This is a genomic window from Hungatella sp. SB206, assembly GCF_051132295.1.
Taxonomy (GTDB): domain Bacteria; phylum Bacillota; class Clostridia; order Lachnospirales; family Lachnospiraceae; genus Hungatella; species Hungatella effluvii.
This window is the reverse complement of sequence record NZ_CP096603.1, coordinates 5242300-5262176: the sequence shown is the minus strand read 5'-3', so window position 1 is coordinate 5262176 and position 19877 is coordinate 5242300. Positions and strand designations below refer to the sequence as shown.

The 19877-nt window shown below is 47.2% G+C and carries 19 protein-coding genes; all 19 read left to right on the top strand.

Annotated elements, in window-relative coordinates; all coding sequences use genetic code 11:
• The first annotated feature begins 58 nt into the window (after window positions 1-58).
• The 19 genes from M1L66_RS23450 to M1L66_RS23360 all read left to right on the top strand — a co-directional run bounded on the left by M1L66_RS23450 (window position 59) and on the right by M1L66_RS23360 (window position 19746).
• Window positions 59-946 carry a carbohydrate ABC transporter permease gene (locus M1L66_RS23450; RefSeq protein ID WP_002602754.1) on the top strand — a complete coding sequence of 296 codons (888 nt, stop codon included), beginning with the start codon at window positions 59-61 and terminating at the stop codon, window positions 944-946.
• Window positions 947-958: 12 nt separating this feature from the next.
• Window positions 959-1789: a carbohydrate ABC transporter permease gene (locus tag M1L66_RS23445; protein ID WP_002602755.1), complete on the top strand. Its 831-nt coding sequence runs from the start codon at window positions 959-961 to the stop codon at window positions 1787-1789.
• A 15-nt stretch (window positions 1790-1804) separates the two neighbouring features.
• Complete coding sequence (locus tag M1L66_RS23440) at window positions 1805-3883, top strand: glycoside hydrolase family 36 protein (RefSeq protein ID WP_434688554.1); 2079 nt, start codon at window positions 1805-1807, stop codon at window positions 3881-3883.
• Window positions 3884-3991: 108 nt separating this feature from the next.
• Window positions 3992-5281, top strand: a complete 1290-nt coding sequence (locus M1L66_RS23435) for an MFS transporter (protein ID WP_434688552.1) — start codon at window positions 3992-3994, stop codon at window positions 5279-5281.
• A 350-nt stretch (window positions 5282-5631) separates the two neighbouring features.
• A complete protein-coding gene (locus M1L66_RS23430; protein ID WP_434688550.1) occupies window positions 5632-6525 on the top strand; it encodes a hypothetical protein in 894 nt (297 codons plus the stop codon).
• A 161-nt stretch (window positions 6526-6686) separates the two neighbouring features.
• Window positions 6687-7115 carry a zeta toxin family protein gene (locus tag M1L66_RS23425; RefSeq protein ID WP_434688548.1) on the top strand — a complete coding sequence of 143 codons (429 nt, stop codon included), beginning with the start codon at window positions 6687-6689 and terminating at the stop codon, window positions 7113-7115.
• 34 nt (window positions 7116-7149) lie between these two features.
• The gene (locus tag M1L66_RS23420) at window positions 7150-7725 is read left to right on the top strand and encodes an aminoglycoside 6-adenylyltransferase (RefSeq protein ID WP_434688546.1); all 576 of its coding nucleotides are present in this window, start codon (window positions 7150-7152) and stop codon (window positions 7723-7725) included.
• Window positions 7726-7899: 174 nt separating this feature from the next.
• Window positions 7900-8907 (top strand): LacI family DNA-binding transcriptional regulator, encoded by a 1008-nt coding sequence (locus M1L66_RS23415; protein WP_187024133.1) that lies wholly within the window; start codon window positions 7900-7902, stop codon window positions 8905-8907.
• Between the two features lie 164 nt (window positions 8908-9071).
• Complete coding sequence (locus M1L66_RS23410; RefSeq protein WP_187024134.1) at window positions 9072-10241, top strand: ABC transporter substrate-binding protein; 1170 nt, start codon at window positions 9072-9074, stop codon at window positions 10239-10241.
• A 198-nt stretch (window positions 10242-10439) separates the two neighbouring features.
• Complete coding sequence (locus M1L66_RS23405) at window positions 10440-11228, top strand: ABC transporter permease (RefSeq protein WP_002602762.1); 789 nt, start codon at window positions 10440-10442, stop codon at window positions 11226-11228.
• A complete protein-coding gene (locus tag M1L66_RS23400; RefSeq protein WP_002602763.1) occupies window positions 11225-12010 on the top strand; it encodes an ABC transporter permease in 786 nt (261 codons plus the stop codon). Before M1L66_RS23405 ends, M1L66_RS23400 begins: the two co-directional genes overlap by 4 nt.
• Window positions 11989-12762: an ABC transporter ATP-binding protein gene (locus M1L66_RS23395; RefSeq protein ID WP_187024135.1), complete on the top strand. Its 774-nt coding sequence runs from the start codon at window positions 11989-11991 to the stop codon at window positions 12760-12762. Before M1L66_RS23400 ends, M1L66_RS23395 begins: the two co-directional genes overlap by 22 nt.
• 2 nt (window positions 12763-12764) lie before the next feature.
• Entirely contained in the window at window positions 12765-13508 is a 744-nt protein-coding gene (locus M1L66_RS23390; protein WP_055659243.1) for an ABC transporter ATP-binding protein, read from the top strand.
• Window positions 13509-13510: 2 nt separating this feature from the next.
• On the top strand, window positions 13511-14992 hold the full coding sequence (locus M1L66_RS23385; RefSeq protein ID WP_187024136.1) for a sulfatase family protein: 1482 nt from the start codon (window positions 13511-13513) through the stop codon (window positions 14990-14992).
• A 16-nt stretch (window positions 14993-15008) separates the two neighbouring features.
• Complete coding sequence (locus M1L66_RS23380; RefSeq protein ID WP_187024137.1) at window positions 15009-16490, top strand: sulfatase family protein; 1482 nt, start codon at window positions 15009-15011, stop codon at window positions 16488-16490.
• Window positions 16491-16518: 28 nt separating this feature from the next.
• Complete coding sequence (locus tag M1L66_RS23375) at window positions 16519-18129, top strand: mannitol dehydrogenase family protein (RefSeq protein WP_434688541.1); 1611 nt, start codon at window positions 16519-16521, stop codon at window positions 18127-18129.
• Between the two features lie 173 nt (window positions 18130-18302).
• Window positions 18303-18710: a flavodoxin gene (locus M1L66_RS23370; RefSeq protein ID WP_434688539.1), complete on the top strand. Its 408-nt coding sequence runs from the start codon at window positions 18303-18305 to the stop codon at window positions 18708-18710.
• Window positions 18616-19347: a DUF362 domain-containing protein gene (locus tag M1L66_RS23365; protein WP_434694312.1), complete on the top strand. Its 732-nt coding sequence runs from the start codon at window positions 18616-18618 to the stop codon at window positions 19345-19347. The genes M1L66_RS23370 and M1L66_RS23365 overlap by 95 nt, the downstream gene beginning before the upstream one ends.
• Before the next feature lie 18 nt (window positions 19348-19365).
• The gene (locus M1L66_RS23360; RefSeq protein ID WP_187024139.1) at window positions 19366-19746 is read left to right on the top strand and encodes a MerR family transcriptional regulator; all 381 of its coding nucleotides are present in this window, start codon (window positions 19366-19368) and stop codon (window positions 19744-19746) included.
• Window positions 19747-19877: the final 131 nt, after the last annotated feature.

Here is a 19877-nt window from a genome sequence, read left to right as displayed (position 1 = left end):
TGAACCAGGGGGCTGCTGCGAGTTTTTAGCAGCCCTTTCTTTCCCAGGGAGAGATAAGATGAACAAACGAAAATATAAAAACTATCTATGGGGCTACTTCTTTGTTGCGCCGACAATCATAGGGTTGCTGATTCTCAACATCTATCCGATCTTTAAAACACTTCTGCTGAGCTTTTCGGCCAGCACAGGCTTTGAAGAGTATGTGTTCAGCGGCCTGAATAATTTCACACGGGTCCTAAAGGACCGGGAGGTCTGGATCGGACTTAGAAATACGCTTATTTTCTCCGCTGTTTCCGTACCGGGAGGTATCTTTATCAGCCTGCTTCTGGCATGGCTCATGAGCAAGGAGATCAGGGGAAGAAGCGTTTACCGTGTTATTTATTTTACGCCCATGGTGGCTGCGCCTGCGGCCGTCACCATGGTATGGGCATGGCTTTACAACTCGGAATTCGGCTTTTTGAATTATGTGATCAAGAGTCTGGGCGGCGCGACGCATTCCTGGCTGCACGATCCGAAATACGCGCTGATGTCGGTGATTATTATCGCCATATGGGGCGGTCTGGGACAGCAGATTATCATACTGATCGTGGCCATCACTAATGTGCCGAGAGTCTACTATGAGGCGGCGGAGATCGACGGGGCGGGTGGCTTTGTGAAGCTGTTTAAGATAACCGTCCCGCTCATTTCTCCCAGCGTATTCTTCCTGACGATAACGGGCTTTATCGGCTCTCTGACGCAGTTTGACTTGATTTATATGCTTTATAACGCCAATACGTCAAAGGCCATGGACTCGGTCCGCACAATTATGTACCAGTACTACAGGCAGGCATTTGTCGTACAGGATAAGCCGTATGCCTCGGCAATTTCAATTGTCGCACTGTGTCTGATTCTGATTTTCACCGGACTTCAGTTTGTGGCGCAGAAGAAAATCGTCCATTACGAATAGGAGGGGAGTAAAGTGGAAGCAAACAATAGTAAAAAACACGTGGTAACCCATCTCCTTCTGATTCTGGGCAGTATTGTGATGCTGTTTCCGTTCCTGTGGATGATTTTATCTTCCTTCAAAACGGTTGGAGAGCAGATGTCCATTCCCATGAAGATTCTTCCCGGGAGCTTCGGATATCTGGAAAATTATAAGCAGGCACTGGAGGCAGTTCCGTTTCTGCGCCTGTATCTGAATACGATTCTGATGATTTTGGGGCGCGTGATCTGCGCGGTCATATTTTCCAGTATGGCCGGATATGGATTTGCCAGGATGGAATTTCCGTTTAAGAGGCTGCTGTTCACACTGGTATTGATGCAGATGATGGTACCGGGACAGATTTTTATTGTACCTCAGTATATGATGTTATCGAAGATCAAGCTGTTAAATACGGTATTTGCACTGATATTCCCGGCACTGGTCAGCGCATTTGGCACGTTCCTTCTGCGCCAGCAGTATATGGCGCTGCCGAAGGAGCTGGAGGAGGCTGCCGTGATTGACGGGTGTAATCCGTGGCAGGTGTTTACTAAGATCATGGTGCCGGTGACCCGGTCCAGCCTGGCTTCGCTGGCGATTTTTACCGCCCTGTTTGCATGGAAGGACCTGATGTGGCCGCTTATCGCCAACAATGATTTAAACCGGATGCCTCTGGCGCCCGGACTGACCGTCCTGCAGGGAATCTGCAACAACAATAAGGGCGCACTGATGGCAGGCAGTGTGATCGCTACGGTTCCCATGCTGCTGTTATATATTGCGTGCCAGAAGCAGTTTATTGAAGGAATTGCGCAGACCGGTATTAAAGGGTAAAGGAGAAAATTGGATATGAACATTGCTGAAAATGGAATTTACTTAAATCTGGGGTTGAAAAAGGGAGAAGCGGTCAGGCTGCTGCATTTTTCCTCTCATCCTCAGGAAATGGAGATTGGAGATGACGACGTCTCTGTGTACACTCTGGCGGAGCTTCAGGCCAGCGGTTTCAATCAGAATGACCACCATGGTCTGAAGCATACAGGCAGCAGCCCGTCCCTGCTCATGACGTATGAGGACCACCGGGATTACCGGAATGATTACGGAAGAAAACTGGAAGTAATTCAGAAATACAAAGGACTGGAGCTGATTACGCATATCCAGTTCTACGACGGAATTTCTGTTGTCAATTTTGTCAATGAGGTCGTAAACCATTCTGAGGATGAGTATGCGCTGGAGTATGTATCTTCGTTTGCCTTAACCGGGCTCACGGAACTGGCCAAGGGGGCGAGAGATAAAAACGGAATTCTCTATATTCCGCACAATACCTGGTTTGGCGAGGCCCAGTGGAAAAAGTACACCTTAAATGAACTGGGATATGACGCGGTAAATTCCTTTTCCATGAAACGGATCGCTGTCTCCAATACGGGAAGCTGGGCGTGTGTGGAACATCTGCCCATGGGCTGCTACTATAATACAGAGCTGGATCAGTCCCTGATGTGGCAGATCGAAACGAGCGGGTCGTGGCACTGGGAGGTCAGCGATATCCGCGGAACTCTTTATGTCCAGGCGGGGGGGCCGACTTACCAGGAAAATGGATTTTTGAAGCTTTTAAAACCGGATGAGCACTTTTTCTCAGTACCGTGTACGGTATCGGCGGCAGAGGGAGAATTTCAGAAGGCAGTCGCAGAGCTGACGAAGTACAGGCGCAGAATCCGCAGGAAAAATGAGGACAACGAGAAGCTGCCGGTCATCTTTAACGATTATATGAACTGTCTGATGGGTGATCCGACCACAGAGGTCTTAAAGCCGCTGATCGATTCGGCCGCGGAATCTGGCTGCGAATATTTCTGTGTGGACTGCGGCTGGTATTCCGACGGACACTGGTGGGATGGAGTCGGAGAGTGGCTGCCCAGCGACAGGCGTTTTCCGGGAGGAATCGAGGACGTGATCCGTTATATCCGGGATAAAGGTATGGTTCCGGGACTATGGCTGGAGCTGGAGGTGATGGGGATCAACTGTCCTATGGCCTCCAGAGTCAGCAGGGACTGGTTTTTCCAGAGAAATGGCAGGCCCATCATTGACCACTGCAGGTATCAGCTGGACTTCAGAAATAAAGAGGTGCGGGACTATGCCACCGGAGTCATCAAACGGCTGGTAGAGGAATACGGCGTTGGCTATATCAAGATGGATTACAATATTGATACCGGTGTTGGAACCGATTACCATGCGGATTCAGCGGGAGAGGGACTGCTTTCTCATACCAGGGCGTATTTGGGATGGCTGGATGAGATTTTCGAGGCGTATCCCGACCTGATTATTGAAAACTGCAGCAGCGGCGGCATGAGAATGGAGTATTCCATGCTGGCACGCCAGAGCATCCAGTCTGTAACCGACCAGACGGATTACATCAAAATGGCGGCGATCGCGGCAAACTGTGCGACGGCATGCGCCCCGGAGCAGGCGGCAATCTGGTCCTATCCGCTGGTGGAAGGAACCGAGGAGGAGACGATCTTTAACATGGTAAATGCCATGCTGTTCCGCATTCACCAGAGCGGTTATTTAGGGCAGATCGGAGAGCAGCGCATGCAGTATGTGCGGGAGGGTATCGCCTGCTATAAAAAGATTCGGGAAGATATCCGGGAAGGAATTCCCTGCTGGCCGACCGGTCTTGCCTCCATGTCTGACGAATACATAAGCTATGGTTTGATAAATGGCGGAAAACAGTATCTGGCAGTTTGGAGAACCGGCGGTGAAGGGGAGAAATCATTTGAGATCCCTCTGGAAGGAAAATCCGGTGCGGCAGCCGAAGTCTTCTGTATCTATCCGGAAAAGAAGGAGACCTCATTTACCGTCAATGGGAACTGTTTAACGGTCAGCCTGGCGCCCAAAAGCGCACGCCTGTTTTTGGTTGTCACGGAACCTCGTGAATAAAGTTAGTACAGCGTTGCGTAAGTGCAGTACTGGTGCTGCCCGGCGTATTTACGCCGGGCGGCAATAGTAAGCGGTCAATAACCGGAAAGGTTAAGTGAGGTTGAAGATGTGACTGAACAGACGGTAAATAGGAAAAGCGGTATCAAATGGAAAGTAAAGTGCATTCTCGGGGGAACGATGCTCAGCCATAATTACTATCTGTTTTTGCTGGTACATACGCTTTTCCTGGTATTTACGAGGATTCCTGCTATTTTTATCAATACCCTTCTGATGAACCAGACCGGAAATGTAAACTCCACCCTGTTTTATAATGGGGCGATCTTCGCGGCATGTGCGCTGACGATGTCCGTCTCGGCGCAGATTATGCACAAGACGGGATGCCGTGTGACGGCCACTGTCGGAATCATTGGTTATAATATCCTTTATCTCTGCTATATCCTGTTTCAGCCTTATGTGGGAACCTGCTATATGCTTTTCGGGCTGTTTAATGGAATGGCAGATGGCTTTTATTATATCAGCTATGGACATATGATTCTGGACTATACGGATGTCACCAACCGCGACAGCGGAATGGGAATCATCAGTACACTGAGCGCGGGAGTGAACTTAACCGTACCGTTTCTGGCAGGCAGCATTCTGTCTGCGATCGGCGGCGTGAAGGGGTATGTGGCAATCTTTGTACTGGCTTTTGCCATTGCGTTTCTTGCTATGGCCGCTGTATTTAAACTGCCGGGGGAGGTAAAAAAGGAAAAGAGAAATGTGCGGTATGGGGCATTTATCCGGCTGATGGGAGAGAACCGTCAGATTCTCTATGGACTGCTGGGAGAGACCTTAAAGGGAGTTCGGGAAGGAACCTTTATGTTCATTCTGAACATTATTCTGTATCAGCTCATTAAGAGCGAGTTTTTGATTGGGTGTAATTCTCTGCTGACGGGGCTTGTGTCGATCCTGTCCTTCTGGTTCATGAGCCATACCTTCCGGCCGGATAACCGGCGCAGGTTTATGCTTCTGGCCGTTACCGGACTGACTGGAATTACCATTGTCTGCTACTGGTTTTTGAATCCGGTTATGGTGATTCTGTTTGCGGCGGTAAATGCATTTCTGGCCGGTATGATTGAAATATCCTGCTATACCACATTTTTCGATGTTTCACAGAGTGTGAAGGAGATCGAAGATTTTTCACCGGAACTTCTGGCGTTTCACGAGATATTCGTGGTGACCGGGCGGTGTATCGGCCTTGGAGCGTTCGCGTTAATCAATACGGTGTCGGGGGCAACCTTAAAAGCCCAGATATTCAGTCTGCTGCTGTTGACGCTGGCGCAGTTTGGAACGGTGTTTATGTGCAGGACAGCGGTAAGGGCGGCTGTAAGGTTTAAAATGAGTGTGAAAATAGATTGATTTATATGAGCGAAAAAGGACTGATCGGTGTTTGGGTGAATGGCATTCAAATACAGTCGGTCCTTTTTGGTATGGAGTAAAACTTTCGTTTGAGTGTGTGGCGGAACTGTTACTGTGTGGTCGATAAATACGGTTTTTTATTGTTTTTTTGTAATAACCATGTTATACTCTTGTTACGCATTTTCTTATGCGTCACGATATCTTATGCCATATTAATGGCATCACGGCAAGTCTGCCAAAGCATTCACAATTGTTTGGAAATAGAAAGCGGGAGGAGTGGTCTGTCTATGGAATGAATGTAAAAATCTATTGTAAAGTACCAGCTATTTGAGTATAATGGAGGTAGAAACGTGGTAAAAGTTAATAAAAAGTATAAAGACAGATTATTTCGCATGGTATTTAACCGGAAAGAGGAGCTGCTTTCGCTGTATAATGCTGTCAGCCATTCCGAGTATACAAATCCTGAAGATTTGGAGATTCATACGCTTGATGATGTCATCTATATGAAAATGAAGAATGATCTCGCATTTTTAATTGACGACGTTCTGAATCTGTGGGAGCACCGGTCTACATGGAATCCAAACATGCCGGTCCGGGGAGCGTTTTATATCGTAGAGGAATACAGAAAGTATATTGAGCAGAAGGGGCTGAACCTGTATGGAAGCCGTTTGATTACGCTTCCCATTCCTCAATTCTATGTATTTTACAATGGCTTGAAGGAAGAGCCGGACAATGTAGAACTGAAGTTATCCAATGCATTTTCCACGCTTCATCCGGAACTGGAACCGTGTATGGAATTTAAAGCGGTCATGGTGAACATTAACCGGGGACATAATAAAAGCCTGATGGAGCAGTGTTCTGCATTAAGGGAGTATGCAGAATTCGTGGCGCGAATCAGAGAATGGATGAAAGCAGGGGCAGATCTTTTGGAGGCAATCGGAGAAGTGATCGATTCCTGCATCCGGGATGGAATACTGGCGGAATTTTTGTCATCACACAGAGTGGAGGTGTTCGAGGTGCTGCTGACAGAGTATGATGAGCAGAGGCATATAGCGAGTGAGAAGGAAGCGAGCAGGGAAGAGGGGATGCAGGCTGGCATAAGGAAAGGTCACCGCGAAGCGGCCATAAATTTATTTGAGAGAGGTTTGTGCATAAAAGATATCGCAGTGATTTGCAAGGAAACTTACTGTCTTATAGCAGAATGGTATGAGGAATGGAAAATTTCCAAAGGCGTTAGCCGTTAGGATCGAAGCAGAATGCAGCAACCGCGCAGAAAATCACTTATTTCTAATTGAAAGTCAGAAATAGGTGATTTTTTGCTATAATCCTAAACCGATAGCCAGCAAAGCATTTTGTTGAGTCCTTGCGGTTCCTTATAAGGAAAAGTATTATAACCAGAAAAAATATGGAGATGCTGCTGAATTATAATGAATTGAATAAGAATAGGGTTTATGATACACTTGATTTATGCAACGGCATTCATTTTAACGCAATTGGACAAGGTTATATTTTTGATTCGGAGGATAGAATGGCAGCGAGAATTGTGATTATTTCAGGGGCGTGTGGAACAGGCAAGTCCAGCAGCTCCAGGTTGCTGGCTGAAAAATCACCGTACGATTGTGCGGTTCATATTCACAGTGACGATTTCTATCAGTACATACGTAAGGGATATATTGCCCCCTGGCTGGAGGGCAGCGGGAAACAGAATGAAGTCATAAAAAATAGTAGGGGCAGATTCCACATTCGTCTGCACAGAAAATCGCCGATAAATCCCTCAAAATCCCGCCTGGAGCGCATAAAGAGCTTTAATAAATTATGGGACGTTTGGGCTTAACCCGTCAGACGAGTTTTCTGATCTTGATGTCATTATGATTGTCGATAATCCCGACCTTTTCCTGCAATCTAATCAATGGCTTGAGCAAATTGGGTGTTTCTATATTTCTTTTATTGAAAATACGATTGGTGGTGCGAAAGAAAGAAGAATACTTTTTGACGATGCGCTGGACGTTGATTTCGTTATTCTTTCAAAGGGAAATTTTGAAAATGCGGTAAAGAATGGCGGGATTGATATATTAAAACGAGGCTATCGCATTTTGGTTGACAAGATTGATCTTGAGCATACGTTGACGACGTTCTCCATAGGAAATTTGCCTTACTCGCTGTTATCAGAACACGAATTTATCAATATAGTAAACGATTTTTGGTATCATACTATTTGGACAGCAAAGAAAATAATGCGAGGCGAACTATGGGCGGAGGATTGGATTATTCAAAAACTATCGAATTGCTATGCTCATTACGAAAAAAATGACATTAAAAAAGCATTATCATCAACCATGGAGTTATTCAGACTGGTAGCTGTGGAGGTTGCAGGTAAGCTGAATTATAAATACCCAACAAAAGCTGATGAGTATTCGACCGAATGGATTAAAAAAAGCCTATAGTATAAAGCGTTACTTCCACCCTCTTAGTAAAATACACAGAAACAAATACAGGCCTATACAATAGTGGCAGGCAGTGTATGAGTGTACACACTCATACGTATGCATAAAGGGCTATGAAAAATAGTAAAACAGTGATATAATTCTATCAAAAATTATCATTAGGAGGTCAATCACGTGACATCAAAAGAATTCGCTGAAATTATAGGGGTATCACAGTCCACCATATCGAGAGCGTTAAACAACAGCAGCCAGATTTCTGTGGAGCGGCGCGAGTTTATTCAGAAGAAAGCGGAGGAGTACGGTTTCGTTTTGAACAGTCAGGCGAGAAGTCTAAAGACAAACCGCACAGGCACGGTGGGGATCCTGTTTCCGAAGCATTTTATCGGAATGAGCTCTAATCTTGGGCTTGCGCATTTATATGATCTGGTGCAGGCGGAGCTGAGTAAATATGATTATGATGTGATGGTCGTCTATGATGGGGAAAAACAGAATGGTCTCTCCACCTTTGAAAGAATGATTAAGATCGGGAAAGTGGACGGATTTATCATTTTTCGAATGGAATCCAGCAAAAAAGACCTGGAACTGATAAAAAAGTATAAGGTTCCCTGCGTTTATCTGCTTCATGCAGAAAAGGCCGGCTCCTATGGCAGCTGCCTCTCAGACTGTGAATACAGCGGATATCTGATCGGAAAACTGTTCGGAAAATATAAGGAATATAAAAGCTTTTACATCAACGTAAAAACCTCCGCGGAATCGAAAACGAGACTGGCCGGATTTAGACGCGGTCTGAAAGAACGCGGCGTTGTTATGGATAAGGATGCTGTATGGCAGAGCGAGTTGTCGGTAAAGTCCGCATACGAATGCATCATCGATAATCAGGAGACGATTAAATCGAGAAAATGTGCGATCCTGGCATTCAATGATACGGTTGCCCTCGGCGTTTTAAATGCATGCAGGGATTTGGGACTAAAAGTGCCGGAAGACGTGCAGATATCAGGCGTTGGAGGTCTGCCGATCATTGCTGAAATTGCGCCGGATCTTACCACTGTGAATGTGTTCCATGAGAGAATCGCCTCCATGGGGTGCGAGATGCTTCGCTCTGCGATTGTTCATGGTGTCCAGGAACCGATTCATACTGTGATCAGGCCGGAACTCGTACTGAGGGGAACTACTCTACGGTAATTCTTTGTGCTATTCGCATAAAACATCACAATAAAATGTATTAACTGTAACAAAAGTGAATAAAGGTATTGACAATGACTTTACCGGGAGCTATAATTTAACCATGCAACAAACGCATACGTATGCGTAAACTCACACAAACCCAAAGGAGAGGGAGGATTACAATGGTTAGATTCGGAAAGAAAGTATTGGCGGCAACATTATCGGCTTCTATGGTTCTGGCGATGACAGCTTGCGGTTCCGGCAGTTCAAGTAAGACCACAGAGAAGGCGGCGGAGACCACAGCCGCAGCTGAGAGTGCAAAAGAAACCACAGCAGAGGCTAAAGAGGAGTCAGCGGAGGAGACTGCGGGGGCGGTCATGCCGAAAGCGTCAGGCGAGAAGCTGGTGATCGGCACTCTGGCAAACTGGGTGGGACTTCCAGCATGGTATGCCTATGCGGAAGGATATTATGAAGAGGTAGGACTTGATGTTGAAATCGTAAACTTTGGTTCTCAGGGGACCCTCGTCAATGAAGCGATGGCAGCCGACGAATGTGATATTGCCGTATCCGGTATGGCTTCTGTATATGCTCTGTCTACCGGCATGTATAAGTATATCGGGGACGGATGTCTGACGATCAGCGGTGAGACGCTTTACGGCCGCCCGGATGATGCGATCTACAAGGCCGGCGCAGATGCGAATGGTGTCTATGGAAGTGCAGATGCATTAAAAGATGCGGTTATCCTTGGGCCGATGAATACAACTGCTCAGATGAACGCTATCGCATATATGCAGTATTTCGGCATTGATGCAAATTCCTTTACCTTTACGAACCTGGATTACTCCTCTGCACTGGCTGCATTTGAATCCGGTCAGGGCAATTTAATTGCGGTGAATCCTACTTATGCCGCTATTCTTGCAGCAGATGGTTATGTACAGGTCTCTGATTTTACACAGGTGTCGCCCCAGGATATTATTGACGCGGTTTATTGCCAGAATGAGGTGGCCGAGGAGCGCCCGGAGGATGTGGAGCTTTTCCTGTACTGCTACTATAAAGCATGTCAGGATATGTTAAACAATCAGGATAACAGAGTTGCGGTAGCTTATAAATGGTATGTAGATGAGGGGCTTGATTATAAAGAGCAGGATGTCATCGATGAGTGCAGTCTTAAGAGCTATTTTACTCTGGATACGGTGGACAGCGGCGACTATCTGCTGGGAAGCTTTATGAATTACGCTGCAGAGTTCCTTCTTACCAACGAAAAGGTAACAGAAGATGATGTGACTAATGTAAAGGCAAGTATTGATAACAGCTTCATTACTTCCATAAAAAAGTGGGCGGCAGCTGAGTAGTCAGGCAGCCCGCTGCTCGCGGAAATAATTATTGAGAATCCCGGTCCTTTTGTTTTGTAATATTTTTGCGATAACTAAATCTTACATTAAAAGGGCCGGGATTTCTTTGTAATATCGGCAGAGCCGATGGAGTACTGACGGGATAAAACCGCAGAAACTTGAGAAGTAATACGATTGATTTAAAATGGAGAAAGTTCAATGAAAACGAAGAAGAAAATCAGCAAATATACAATTATTTCCTGCTGCACGGTTCTGTTCGTGCTGGCAGCCTGGTATGTCTGCATTAATGTTCTGCATTTAAAACAGGAAACCGTCTTTCCAGGACCGCTCACTGTTGCCAAAACATTTGTGCAGAAAATGACTTCGAAAGTACCGGATGGGGCGACGCTTCCGACCCATCTGATGGGAAGCCTGAAAGTAGCGCTGTTCGGATACTCTCTGGGAGTGCTGTTCGGGGTTCCGATGGGGATCATGATGGCCTGGTTTAAGTGGGTAGACCGTCTTGCAAGACCGCTGTTTGACTTAATCCGGCCGGTTCCGGGCCTTGCCTGGATTCCGATGTTTATTCTACTTTTCGGTATCGGCATTTTACCAAAGGCCGCTGTTATTTTTCTCAGCACCTCGGTTGCATGCATCGTAAACAGCTACACCGGAATTAAACAGACGAAACAGGAACATCTCTGGGTTGGAGATGTCTTCGGATTTTCAAATTTGCAAAAGTTATTTAAAATAGCGATTCCCACTGCACTGCCGATGATCTTTACCGGGCTGAGAGTGGCGATGGGAGCGGCCTGGATGGCTCTCGTTGCGGCTGAACTCCTTGCCTCCTCCGTAGGCCTCGGATATATGATTCAGCAGGGCAGGTACGCTTCAAAACCGGCGCTTGTATTTGTCGGTATGATCATGATCGGAATTGTCGGATTACTATTCGATACAATTCTGCACTGGCTTGAAGTAAAAGTTGCGAAAGGAATGAATGCAGAATGAATGAAAATACAAAAGAAAAATTATTATCAGTCATATGTGCGGTTATTTCGATTGGAGCATTTTTGCTTCTCTGGTGGTTCGTGACGCATTACACAGACTTGTCGAAGCTTCTGCCGGACCCCGTAGTGGTGCTGAAGGCGACCTTCGAGTACTGTATCGGCGTGGTGGGCAAATACAGTCTTATCATTCACATGCTGAGCAGTCTGAGACGAGTACTGATCGGCTTCTGCCTGGGATCTCTGGCCGGTGTAATACTTGGCTTGCTGATGGGAAGATATCTCCTCGCCAGGGCAATTTTTAATCCGATTTTCAGATTTATACGTCCGATTCCTCCGATTGCCTGGATTCCGATTTCTATTATATGGTTTGGACTTGGAGAAGAAGCTAAAATATTCCTTATTTTCCTGGCGGCATTTGCCAATACCACATTGAATGCGATGACTGGGGCCATGAATGTCGATCCTGAAGTGATTCATGCAGCCCGGATGCTTGGGGCAAAGGAACGTCAGATTTTTACCACTGTCGTAATTCCAGCATCGGTTCCTGCTATTTTTGCAGGACTTCAGGTCGGAATATCGTCTGCGTGGGCAAGTGTGGTGGCAGCCGAGATGATCAAGGCAGAGAACGGCCTGGGATGGATTATTCAGGCCGGTATGGATAACAACAATATGACCCAGATTCTGGCCGGAATCATTATGATTGGCGTTGTTGGTTTTTTACTGGCTTATATTATGCGTAAAGCTGAAGAGGTGATGTGTCGATGGAACAAGAGCGGAAGATAAATACAGTAATAGAATGCAAAGGCGTCTGTAAGACATTTGATACGCCGGAGGGGAAACACGAAGTCGTGCGCGTGCTGAATTTTGCCGCCAGAGAAAATGAATTCCTGGTCCTTTTTGGCCCCGGCCAGTGCGGAAAAACAACCATTATCAACATGATTGCCGGTTTTGAACCGGCCACAGAGGGAAGCATAACCGCTTCCGGCAAGAAGGTTGACCGGCCGGATGTCTCCAGGGGAGTGGTGTTTCAGTCCATTTCACTTTTTCCCTGGATGACAACCATGGGCAATGTCGAATATGGACCTAAAATAGCCGGAGTGAATAAGGAAGAACGGAAAAAACGGGCGCAGAAATATATCGACCTGGTAGGGCTTCAGGGCTTTGAAAATTCCTATCCCGTTCAGCTCTCCGGAGGTATGAGGCAGCGTGTCGGCATCGCGAGAGCATACTGCAACGAGCCTGATGTAATGCTGATGGATGAGCCGTTTGGCGCGCTGGATGCGCAAACCAGATATTTAATGCAGGAGGAACTGCAGAGAATATGGAGCGCAGAGAAACGTACGGTTATTTTTGTAACCAATAATATTGAAGAAGCACTGTATCTTGCAGATCGAATTATTGTTCTTACCAATTGCCCTGCAACAGTAAAGAAGGAATATGTCATCGATCTTCCCAGACCCAGAAATTTGGTTTCGAAACAATTCCTGGCGCTTCGTAAGGAAATAACCGGCATCTTGGATAGATGGGAGGATTAGGTATGAGTGATCAGATAAAAGTACAGGTCAGACACCTGACGAAGAAATTTGGGGATCTGCTGGTTCTGAGCGATGTGTCTTTTGACGTAATGGATGGCGATTTACTTTGCGTCGTGGGTCCCACGGGCTGCGGAAAAACAACCTTTCTGAACAGTTTGGTAAATATTTACGATACTACCTCCGGCGAAATCCTGTTGGATGGACAGAAGGTGGATACGAAAAAGCAGAATATAGCGTATATCTTTCAGGGAAATTCAACCATGCCCTGGCTGACCGTAGAAGAAAATGTGGGCTTTGGACTGCTGTATAAGCCGCTTTCCGATGCAGAAAAGAAGGAGCGGACAGAGAAGTATCTGGAAATCGTGGGATTAACCAAATACAGGAAATACTATCCCAAACAGCTTTCTGCCAGTATGCTGCAGAGGGTGAGCATCGCAAGAGCATTCGCCACGGAGCCGGAACTGCTGCTGATGGATGAGCCGTATGGGCAGCTGGATATTGAGCTTCGCTTCCGGCTGGAGGATGAGCTGGTGAAGCTGTGGCAGATGACGAAAACTACGGTATTATTTATCACACATAATATCGAAGAGGCGGTCTACCTGGGCAATAAAATTATGATTCTGACGAACAAGCCGACAACAGTTAAAACAACATTGATCAACGAGCTTCCGCGTCCGCGTGATATTGCGGATCCGCAGTTTATTGAGCTTCGGAATAAAGTGACTGAACTTATTAAATGGTGGTAAATATGGAAAAGAAGAAAAAGAATATTGTCTGGTTCTGTACGGACCAGCAGAGGTGGGATACCATTCACAGCCTTGGCAATCCCTATATACATACGCCGAATATTGACCGGCTGGTGGAGGAAGGCGTTGCATTTACCAGGGCCTATACGCAGGCGCCGATCTGCACGCCCAGCCGCGCCTGCTTTTTAACGGGACGTTATCCCAGAACGACGAAGACGATCTTTAATGGAAATGAAGAGTTCTCAAAAGATGAAAAACTGGTGACGAAGCTGCTGGCTGATGAAGGGTATACGTGCGGCCTGGCAGGCAAGCTTCATCTGACATCTGCGGAAGGCAGAGTGGAGAAGCGGTGCGATGACGGGTATTCCTATTTCCAGTACAGTCACCACCCTCATAATGACTGGAAGGATGGAGGAAATGATTATCAAAACTGGCTGAATGAAAAAGGCGTCCACTGGGAAGAAATCTACGGCGGTAAGTTTATGACTATGGCTACGTGGCCGCCGCAGGCAAATCCCGCATTTTCGGGGAAGCAGGTGGGCGTTCCCGCACAGTACCACCAGACTACATGGTGTGTGGAGAAGACGATCGATTTTATTGAGAGCAGGAGAAATACCGGAGAACCGTGGCTGATCAGCGTGAATCCCTTCGATCCCCATCCGCCGCTGGATCCGCCGCAGGAATACAAAGACCAGCTGAGCATAGGAGATATGCCGCTGCCTCTCTGGGAAGACGGTGAGATGGAGGGGAAGCCCCCCCATCAGCAGAAGGATGTGATTCAAGGTGGACAGGATGGCCAGGCGGAGCCCATAGGCTCGCTTACAGATGAAGAAAAACGGGAGCATTTCAGAGATTACTATGCGGAAATAGAGCTGATCGATGACCAGTTTGGAAGACTGCTTACGTACCTTGACCGAACCGGGCAGCGTGAGGATACGATTGTTATTTTCATGAGTGATCACGGTGAAATGAGCGGCGATCATGGGTTGTATTGGAAGGGCGCCTATTTCTATGAGGGCCTCGTGCACGTACCCTTAATCATTTCCTGCCCGTCCGTCTTCAAACAGGGATTACAGTGCGACGCGCTGGTGGAACTCGTAGACATCGCTCCGACACTGATGGAAGCTGCAGGACTGGAAGTTCCTTATTTTATGCAGGGAAAGAGTTTTTATGGTATACTGACAGGAGAGGCGGATCCCCATCATTTCAAAGATGCAGTTTACAGTGAGTTTTATCACTGCCTGAGAGGAACTCATGAAGACATTAATGCAACAATGTATTATAATGGGAGATATAAGCTGGTAATTTACCATGGAAAAGAGTTCGGAGAGTTGTATGACCATGAGACGGATCCGAATGAATTCCATAATCTGTGGGATAAACCGGAATATGAGACGTTGAAAACAGAACTGGTGAGGAAGAGTTTCGATCATACCGTACTCTGCAATATGGATAATTCCATGCACCGAGTCTATGGTTTCTGATAAAGGAGATGGAGAGATGAGTCAGAAACCGGTAAATATTGTTTGGTTTTGTACGGATCAGCAGCGCTATGATACGATTCATGCGCTGGGAAATCCATATATTCATACACCAAACATCGATCAATTGATAGAAGAAGGGGTTGCATTTACCCGGGCCTATACCCAGGCGCCGGTTTGTACACCCAGCCGTTCCTGTTTTTTAACCGGAAGATATCCCCGAACTACAAAAGCATTTTATAATGGCAATGACAATTATTCAAAAGACGAAAAGCTGGTGACAAAGCTTCTGGCTGATTCCGGATACGTTTGCGGCTTATCCGGAAAGCTTCATTTGACTTCTGCACAGGGGCGGATGGAAAAGCGCACGGACGATGGCTACAGCTATGTTCAATGGAGTGAACATCCTAACGACGACTGGCCGGGCGGCGAAAATGATTATCAAAACTGGCTGAAAGAGAAAGGCCTTCGCTGGGAAGATATCTACGGGGGAAAATATACCAGTATGGCAACGTGGCCGCCGAAACCGAATCCTCATTTTACAGGTAAAACAGTTGGTGTGCCGGCCGAGTACCATCAAACAACCTGGTGTGTTGAAAAAGCGATTGAGTTTATCGAACAGAACCGCAGCAGCGGGAAACCGTGGCTGATCAGCATGAACCCTTACGATCCGCATCCACCCCTGGATCCGCCTCAGGCCTACAAGGACAGACTAAACATTGAGGATATGCCGCTGCCTTTGTGGAAGGCTGGGGAGCTGGACAGCAAACCTCCGCACCAGCAGAAGGATTATATGCAGGGCGGCCAGGATGGGCAGGCGGAACCGTATCCGACTCTGACGGAGGATGACAGAAGAGAACGTTTTCGTGATTATTATGCAGAGATAGAGTTGATTGACGATCAGTTTGGCCGTCTGATGAATTACCTGGAGGAGACGGGGCAAAGGGAGCAGACGCTCGTGATTTTTATGAGTGATCACGGCGAGATGAATGGAGACCATGGCCTTTATTGGAAAGGCGCCTATTTCTATGAGGCGCTGGTTCATGTTCCGCTTATTATGTCGTGTCCGTCCCTGTTTAAGAGCGGCCTAAAAAGTGATGCGCTGGTTGAACTTGTGGATCTGGCTCCGACCCTGATGGAGCTTACCGGACAGGAAGTTCCTTACTATATGCAGGGGAAGAGTCTCCTCCCTATTCTGACCGGACAGGCGGATCCCCATCATCATAAAGATTCGGTTTATTCAGAATTCTATCACTGTCTCCTGGGATCGCATGATAATATTTATGCGACCATGTATTATGACGGCAGATATAAGATTGTAAATTACCATGGAATGGAGTATGGAGAACTTTACGACCATGAAACGGATCCGGAGGAGTTCTGCAATCTGTGGGATAAGCCAGAGTACGCCTTGAAAAAAGCTGAGTTGATCAAGAAGAATTTTGACAGTGCCATTATAAAAAATATGGACCGGTCTATGCATATGATTAATGAATACTGACAGGATATGCAGACCAAAGGAGATGCTGATGAAACTTACTTTAGAAGGAATAAAAGACAAACAACTATGGAATCAGGCAGGAATCGAACTGCCATCCTATGATTTGGAAGAACTGGCACAGCGGACAAAAGAAGCGCCAGTCTGGGTTCATTTTGGTATTGGGAATATTTTTCGTATTTTTATTGGCAGCATTGCGGATCGTCTGATCACAGACGGATTGATGGACCGCGGGATTGTCTGTGTGGAGACATTTGACTATGAAACCATTGACCGGATCTATAAGCCCTACGACAATCTTTCCCTGTCGGTGATCTTAAATAACGATGGAACGACAGAAAAAAGGGTATTTGGCTGTTTCACGGAAGCACTAAAGGGGCTGCCTGACGGGACGGAAGACAGACAGCGCTTAAGAGAGATCTTTGCCAATCCGAGTCTGCAGATGGTTTCCTTTACGATCACGGAAAAGGGATATGCGCTGCGCGGTGCGGACGGACAGTATTACCGCTTTATTCTGGACGATATTGACTATGGCCCGGACCGGGCAGCAGGGGCTGTTGCGATCATAGCCGCCATGCTCCTTGAGCGGTATCAGGCGGGGGCGAAGCCGCTGGCGCTTGTCTCCATGGATAACTGCTCCCATAATGGGGAGAAGCTTCGCAGCGCAGTGCTGGAAATCGGACAGGAATGGAAAAAGAAGGGCTTTGTCGATGAGGAATTTTTAAGCTATATCAGTGACGAGGAGAAGATTGCATTTCCATGGTCCATGATAGATAAGATCACGCCGAGGCCGAGTGAAGCGGTGAGAGCGATGCTTCAGGACGCCGGAGTGGAGGACATGGATATTGTGGTCACCGATAAGCAGACGTACATAGCGCCCTTTGTAAATGCCGAAGAACCGCAGTATCTGGTGGTGGAGGACCATTTCCCCAATGGACGTCCGGCTCTCGAGAAGGCCGGGGTCTATATGACAAGCCGCGAAACCGTGAACAAGGCGGAGCGGATGAAGGTTACGGTCTGCTTAAACCCGATCCATACCGCTCTGGCGCCTTACGGGTGTATGCTGGGCTTCAACCTCTTTTCTGATCAGATGAGTGATCCAGAGCTGGTTAAGCTGGCTGAAAAGGTGGGGCTGCAGGAAGGCATGGAGTTTGTGGAGGATCCCGGTATTATTTCTCCGAAAGCGTTTATTGACGAATGCATCAATGTGCGTTTTTCCAATCCTTATCTTGGGGATACACCGCAGCGTATCGCAGTGGATACTTCACAGATGGTTGGAATCCGCTTTGGGGAAAATATCAAGGCCTGTGTTCTCAAATACGGTGACGCGAAAAAGCTGAAAGGGATTCAGCTGGCCATTGCCGGCTGGCTTCGGTATCTGCTTGCTGTCGATGACGACGGCAAAACGTTTGTGCTTTCCCCGGATCCCATGATCCTTAAGCTGCAGGAGCAGATGGCCGGAATCGCATGGGGCGATCCGGACAGCTTAAAAGACCAGCTCCGGCCGATTCTGGGAAACGCGAATATTTTCGGTATCGATCTGTATGAGGCGGGAATCGGAGACGATATTACGGAGATGGTACGGGAAGAGATCGCGGGTAAGGGGGCGGTCAGAGAGGTGCTGAGAAAGTATTTGAAATAAGAGTAAGTGAAGTGAGGAGGCAGTCAGATTAATTCTGGCTGCCTTTTTGATCTTCTTGGGGGTTTTGTAGTAACTGCTCATTTGACTTACAAAAATCTGCAAAAATCTTAAAAACCTCTTGACTTAGAGTTAACTCCAGGTAGTACAGTGGAAATACGAAAAAGATTGCGGAAATGGTACAGCGCGAGACGGGATTTAGGACGGCAGAGCTGAGAACCGTGGTGCCCTATTCAGAGAACTATGATGTGGTGGCGGATCAGGGGCAGGACGAAGTGAAGCGGGGATTTATGCCGGAGATCCTGCCGCTGGAAGTGGATCCTGAGGAGTATGGCACCGTATTTCTGGGAACGCCGGTATGGTGGTATACGTTTGCCCCGGCGGTAAAGACATTTTTGGCACAGTATAAGCTGGATGGAAAGACGATTCTGCCATTTGCCACAAACGGCGGTGAAGATATCCAGCGGAGAGCCGGGAGGCCATCATTTCCTGTCATTCAAGCTGATAGAGCCACTGGTAAAAGAGATAAACGGCACGATTGTGGAATGCAACACGGCATACGGCGGAAGAAGGGCCGATACTAAATCTCATTGTAAAGTAATGGAGGAGCATGGCTTTTCAACTATCGCGCCTTATGATATTATGGATACAGATGGTTCCATTGCTATTCCGGTGGCGGGCGGTGTTCATTTAAAAGAGGACATGGTGGGCTCGCATCTGGCAAACTATGATTTTATCGTAAATCTGGCTCATTTTAAGGGGCATGCCATGGGCGGCTTCGGCGGCGTGCTCAAAAATATGTCCATTGGTATTGCATCAGCTATGGGAAAGAGTCTGATTCACAGTGCGGGAAAGGAAACGACCGGATTTGGAATCGACACACTTCAGGATGATTTCCTGGAGTCCATGGCGGAAGCGGCCAAGGCGGTGGCCGATTACAGGAACGGTTCCATCCTCTATATCAATGTGATGAACCATCTCTCGGTGGACTGCGGCTGTGATTCCCACCCGGCTCCGCCGGAAATGAACGATATCGGAATCTTAGCTTCCTTAGACCCGGTGGCCTTAGACCAGGCCTGCGTGGACCAGGTCTATGATGCTCCCGACGGATCGGCACTCATTGAGCGAATCGAGTCACGCCACGGAATCCATACCGTGGAGCACGCGGAAGCAATCGGAGTCGGAACGAGGAACTATGTCTTGTATACACTGGATGAGTGAAACAGAAGGAGAGATAAAATGACCATAGCAGAGGTGAGCAAAAAATATGATATCACTGCGGATACACTGCGCTATTACGAGCGGATTGGTCTGATTCCGCCCGTTCCGCGGACGAAAAGCGGAATTCGTGATTATGACGACGTTTCTTGCGGATGGATTGAGCTAATGATCTGCATGAGGAAGGCGGGAGTTCAGATTGAGGCTCTGATCGAGTATGTAGCCCTGTTTCATCAGGGAGACTTAACAATTGATGCCAGGAAGAATCTTCTGATTGAACAGAGGGAACAGCTGGCCCAGCGGATGAAGGCCATGCAGGTCTCGTTAGACCGGTTGAACGACAAGATCGACCGCTACGAAAAGGGGCTTATGGTGACGGAGAAAAGGCTGCAAAAGCTGTGAAGTTTCATTTCAATTTCATAAATAAAGAAATAAAGAAATAAAAATATAAAAAAGGCCGCAGTCCGTTGCAATTGCAACATACTGCGGCCGCTTTTTATGATAAGCTGATTACGAATTCAAAAGAAACTGAT

Coding starts and splice junctions, on each gene's coding strand:
- M1L66_RS23400 (WP_002602763.1), top strand. CDS start 11,225: ATGAATGAAAATACAAAAGAAAAATTATTATCAGTCATATGTGCGGTT.
- M1L66_RS23420 (WP_434688546.1), top strand. CDS start 7,150: ATGATTGTCGATAATCCCGACCTTTTCCTGCAATCTAATCAATGGCTT.
- M1L66_RS23425 (WP_434688548.1), top strand. CDS start 6,687: ATGGAGATGCTGCTGAATTATAATGAATTGAATAAGAATAGGGTTTAT.
- M1L66_RS23375 (WP_434688541.1), top strand. CDS start 16,519: ATGAAACTTACTTTAGAAGGAATAAAAGACAAACAACTATGGAATCAG.
- M1L66_RS23380 (WP_187024137.1), top strand. CDS start 15,009: ATGAGTCAGAAACCGGTAAATATTGTTTGGTTTTGTACGGATCAGCAG.
- M1L66_RS23440 (WP_434688554.1), top strand. CDS start 1,805: ATGAACATTGCTGAAAATGGAATTTACTTAAATCTGGGGTTGAAAAAG.
- M1L66_RS23385 (WP_187024136.1), top strand. CDS start 13,511: ATGGAAAAGAAGAAAAAGAATATTGTCTGGTTCTGTACGGACCAGCAG.
- M1L66_RS23410 (WP_187024134.1), top strand. CDS start 9,072: ATGGTTAGATTCGGAAAGAAAGTATTGGCGGCAACATTATCGGCTTCT.
- M1L66_RS23390 (WP_055659243.1), top strand. CDS start 12,765: ATGAGTGATCAGATAAAAGTACAGGTCAGACACCTGACGAAGAAATTT.
- M1L66_RS23370 (WP_434688539.1), top strand. CDS start 18,303: ATGGTACAGCGCGAGACGGGATTTAGGACGGCAGAGCTGAGAACCGTG.
- M1L66_RS23405 (WP_002602762.1), top strand. CDS start 10,440: ATGAAAACGAAGAAGAAAATCAGCAAATATACAATTATTTCCTGCTGC.
- M1L66_RS23395 (WP_187024135.1), top strand. CDS start 11,989: ATGGAACAAGAGCGGAAGATAAATACAGTAATAGAATGCAAAGGCGTC.
- M1L66_RS23450 (WP_002602754.1), top strand. CDS start 59: ATGAACAAACGAAAATATAAAAACTATCTATGGGGCTACTTCTTTGTT.
- M1L66_RS23360 (WP_187024139.1), top strand. CDS start 19,366: ATGACCATAGCAGAGGTGAGCAAAAAATATGATATCACTGCGGATACA.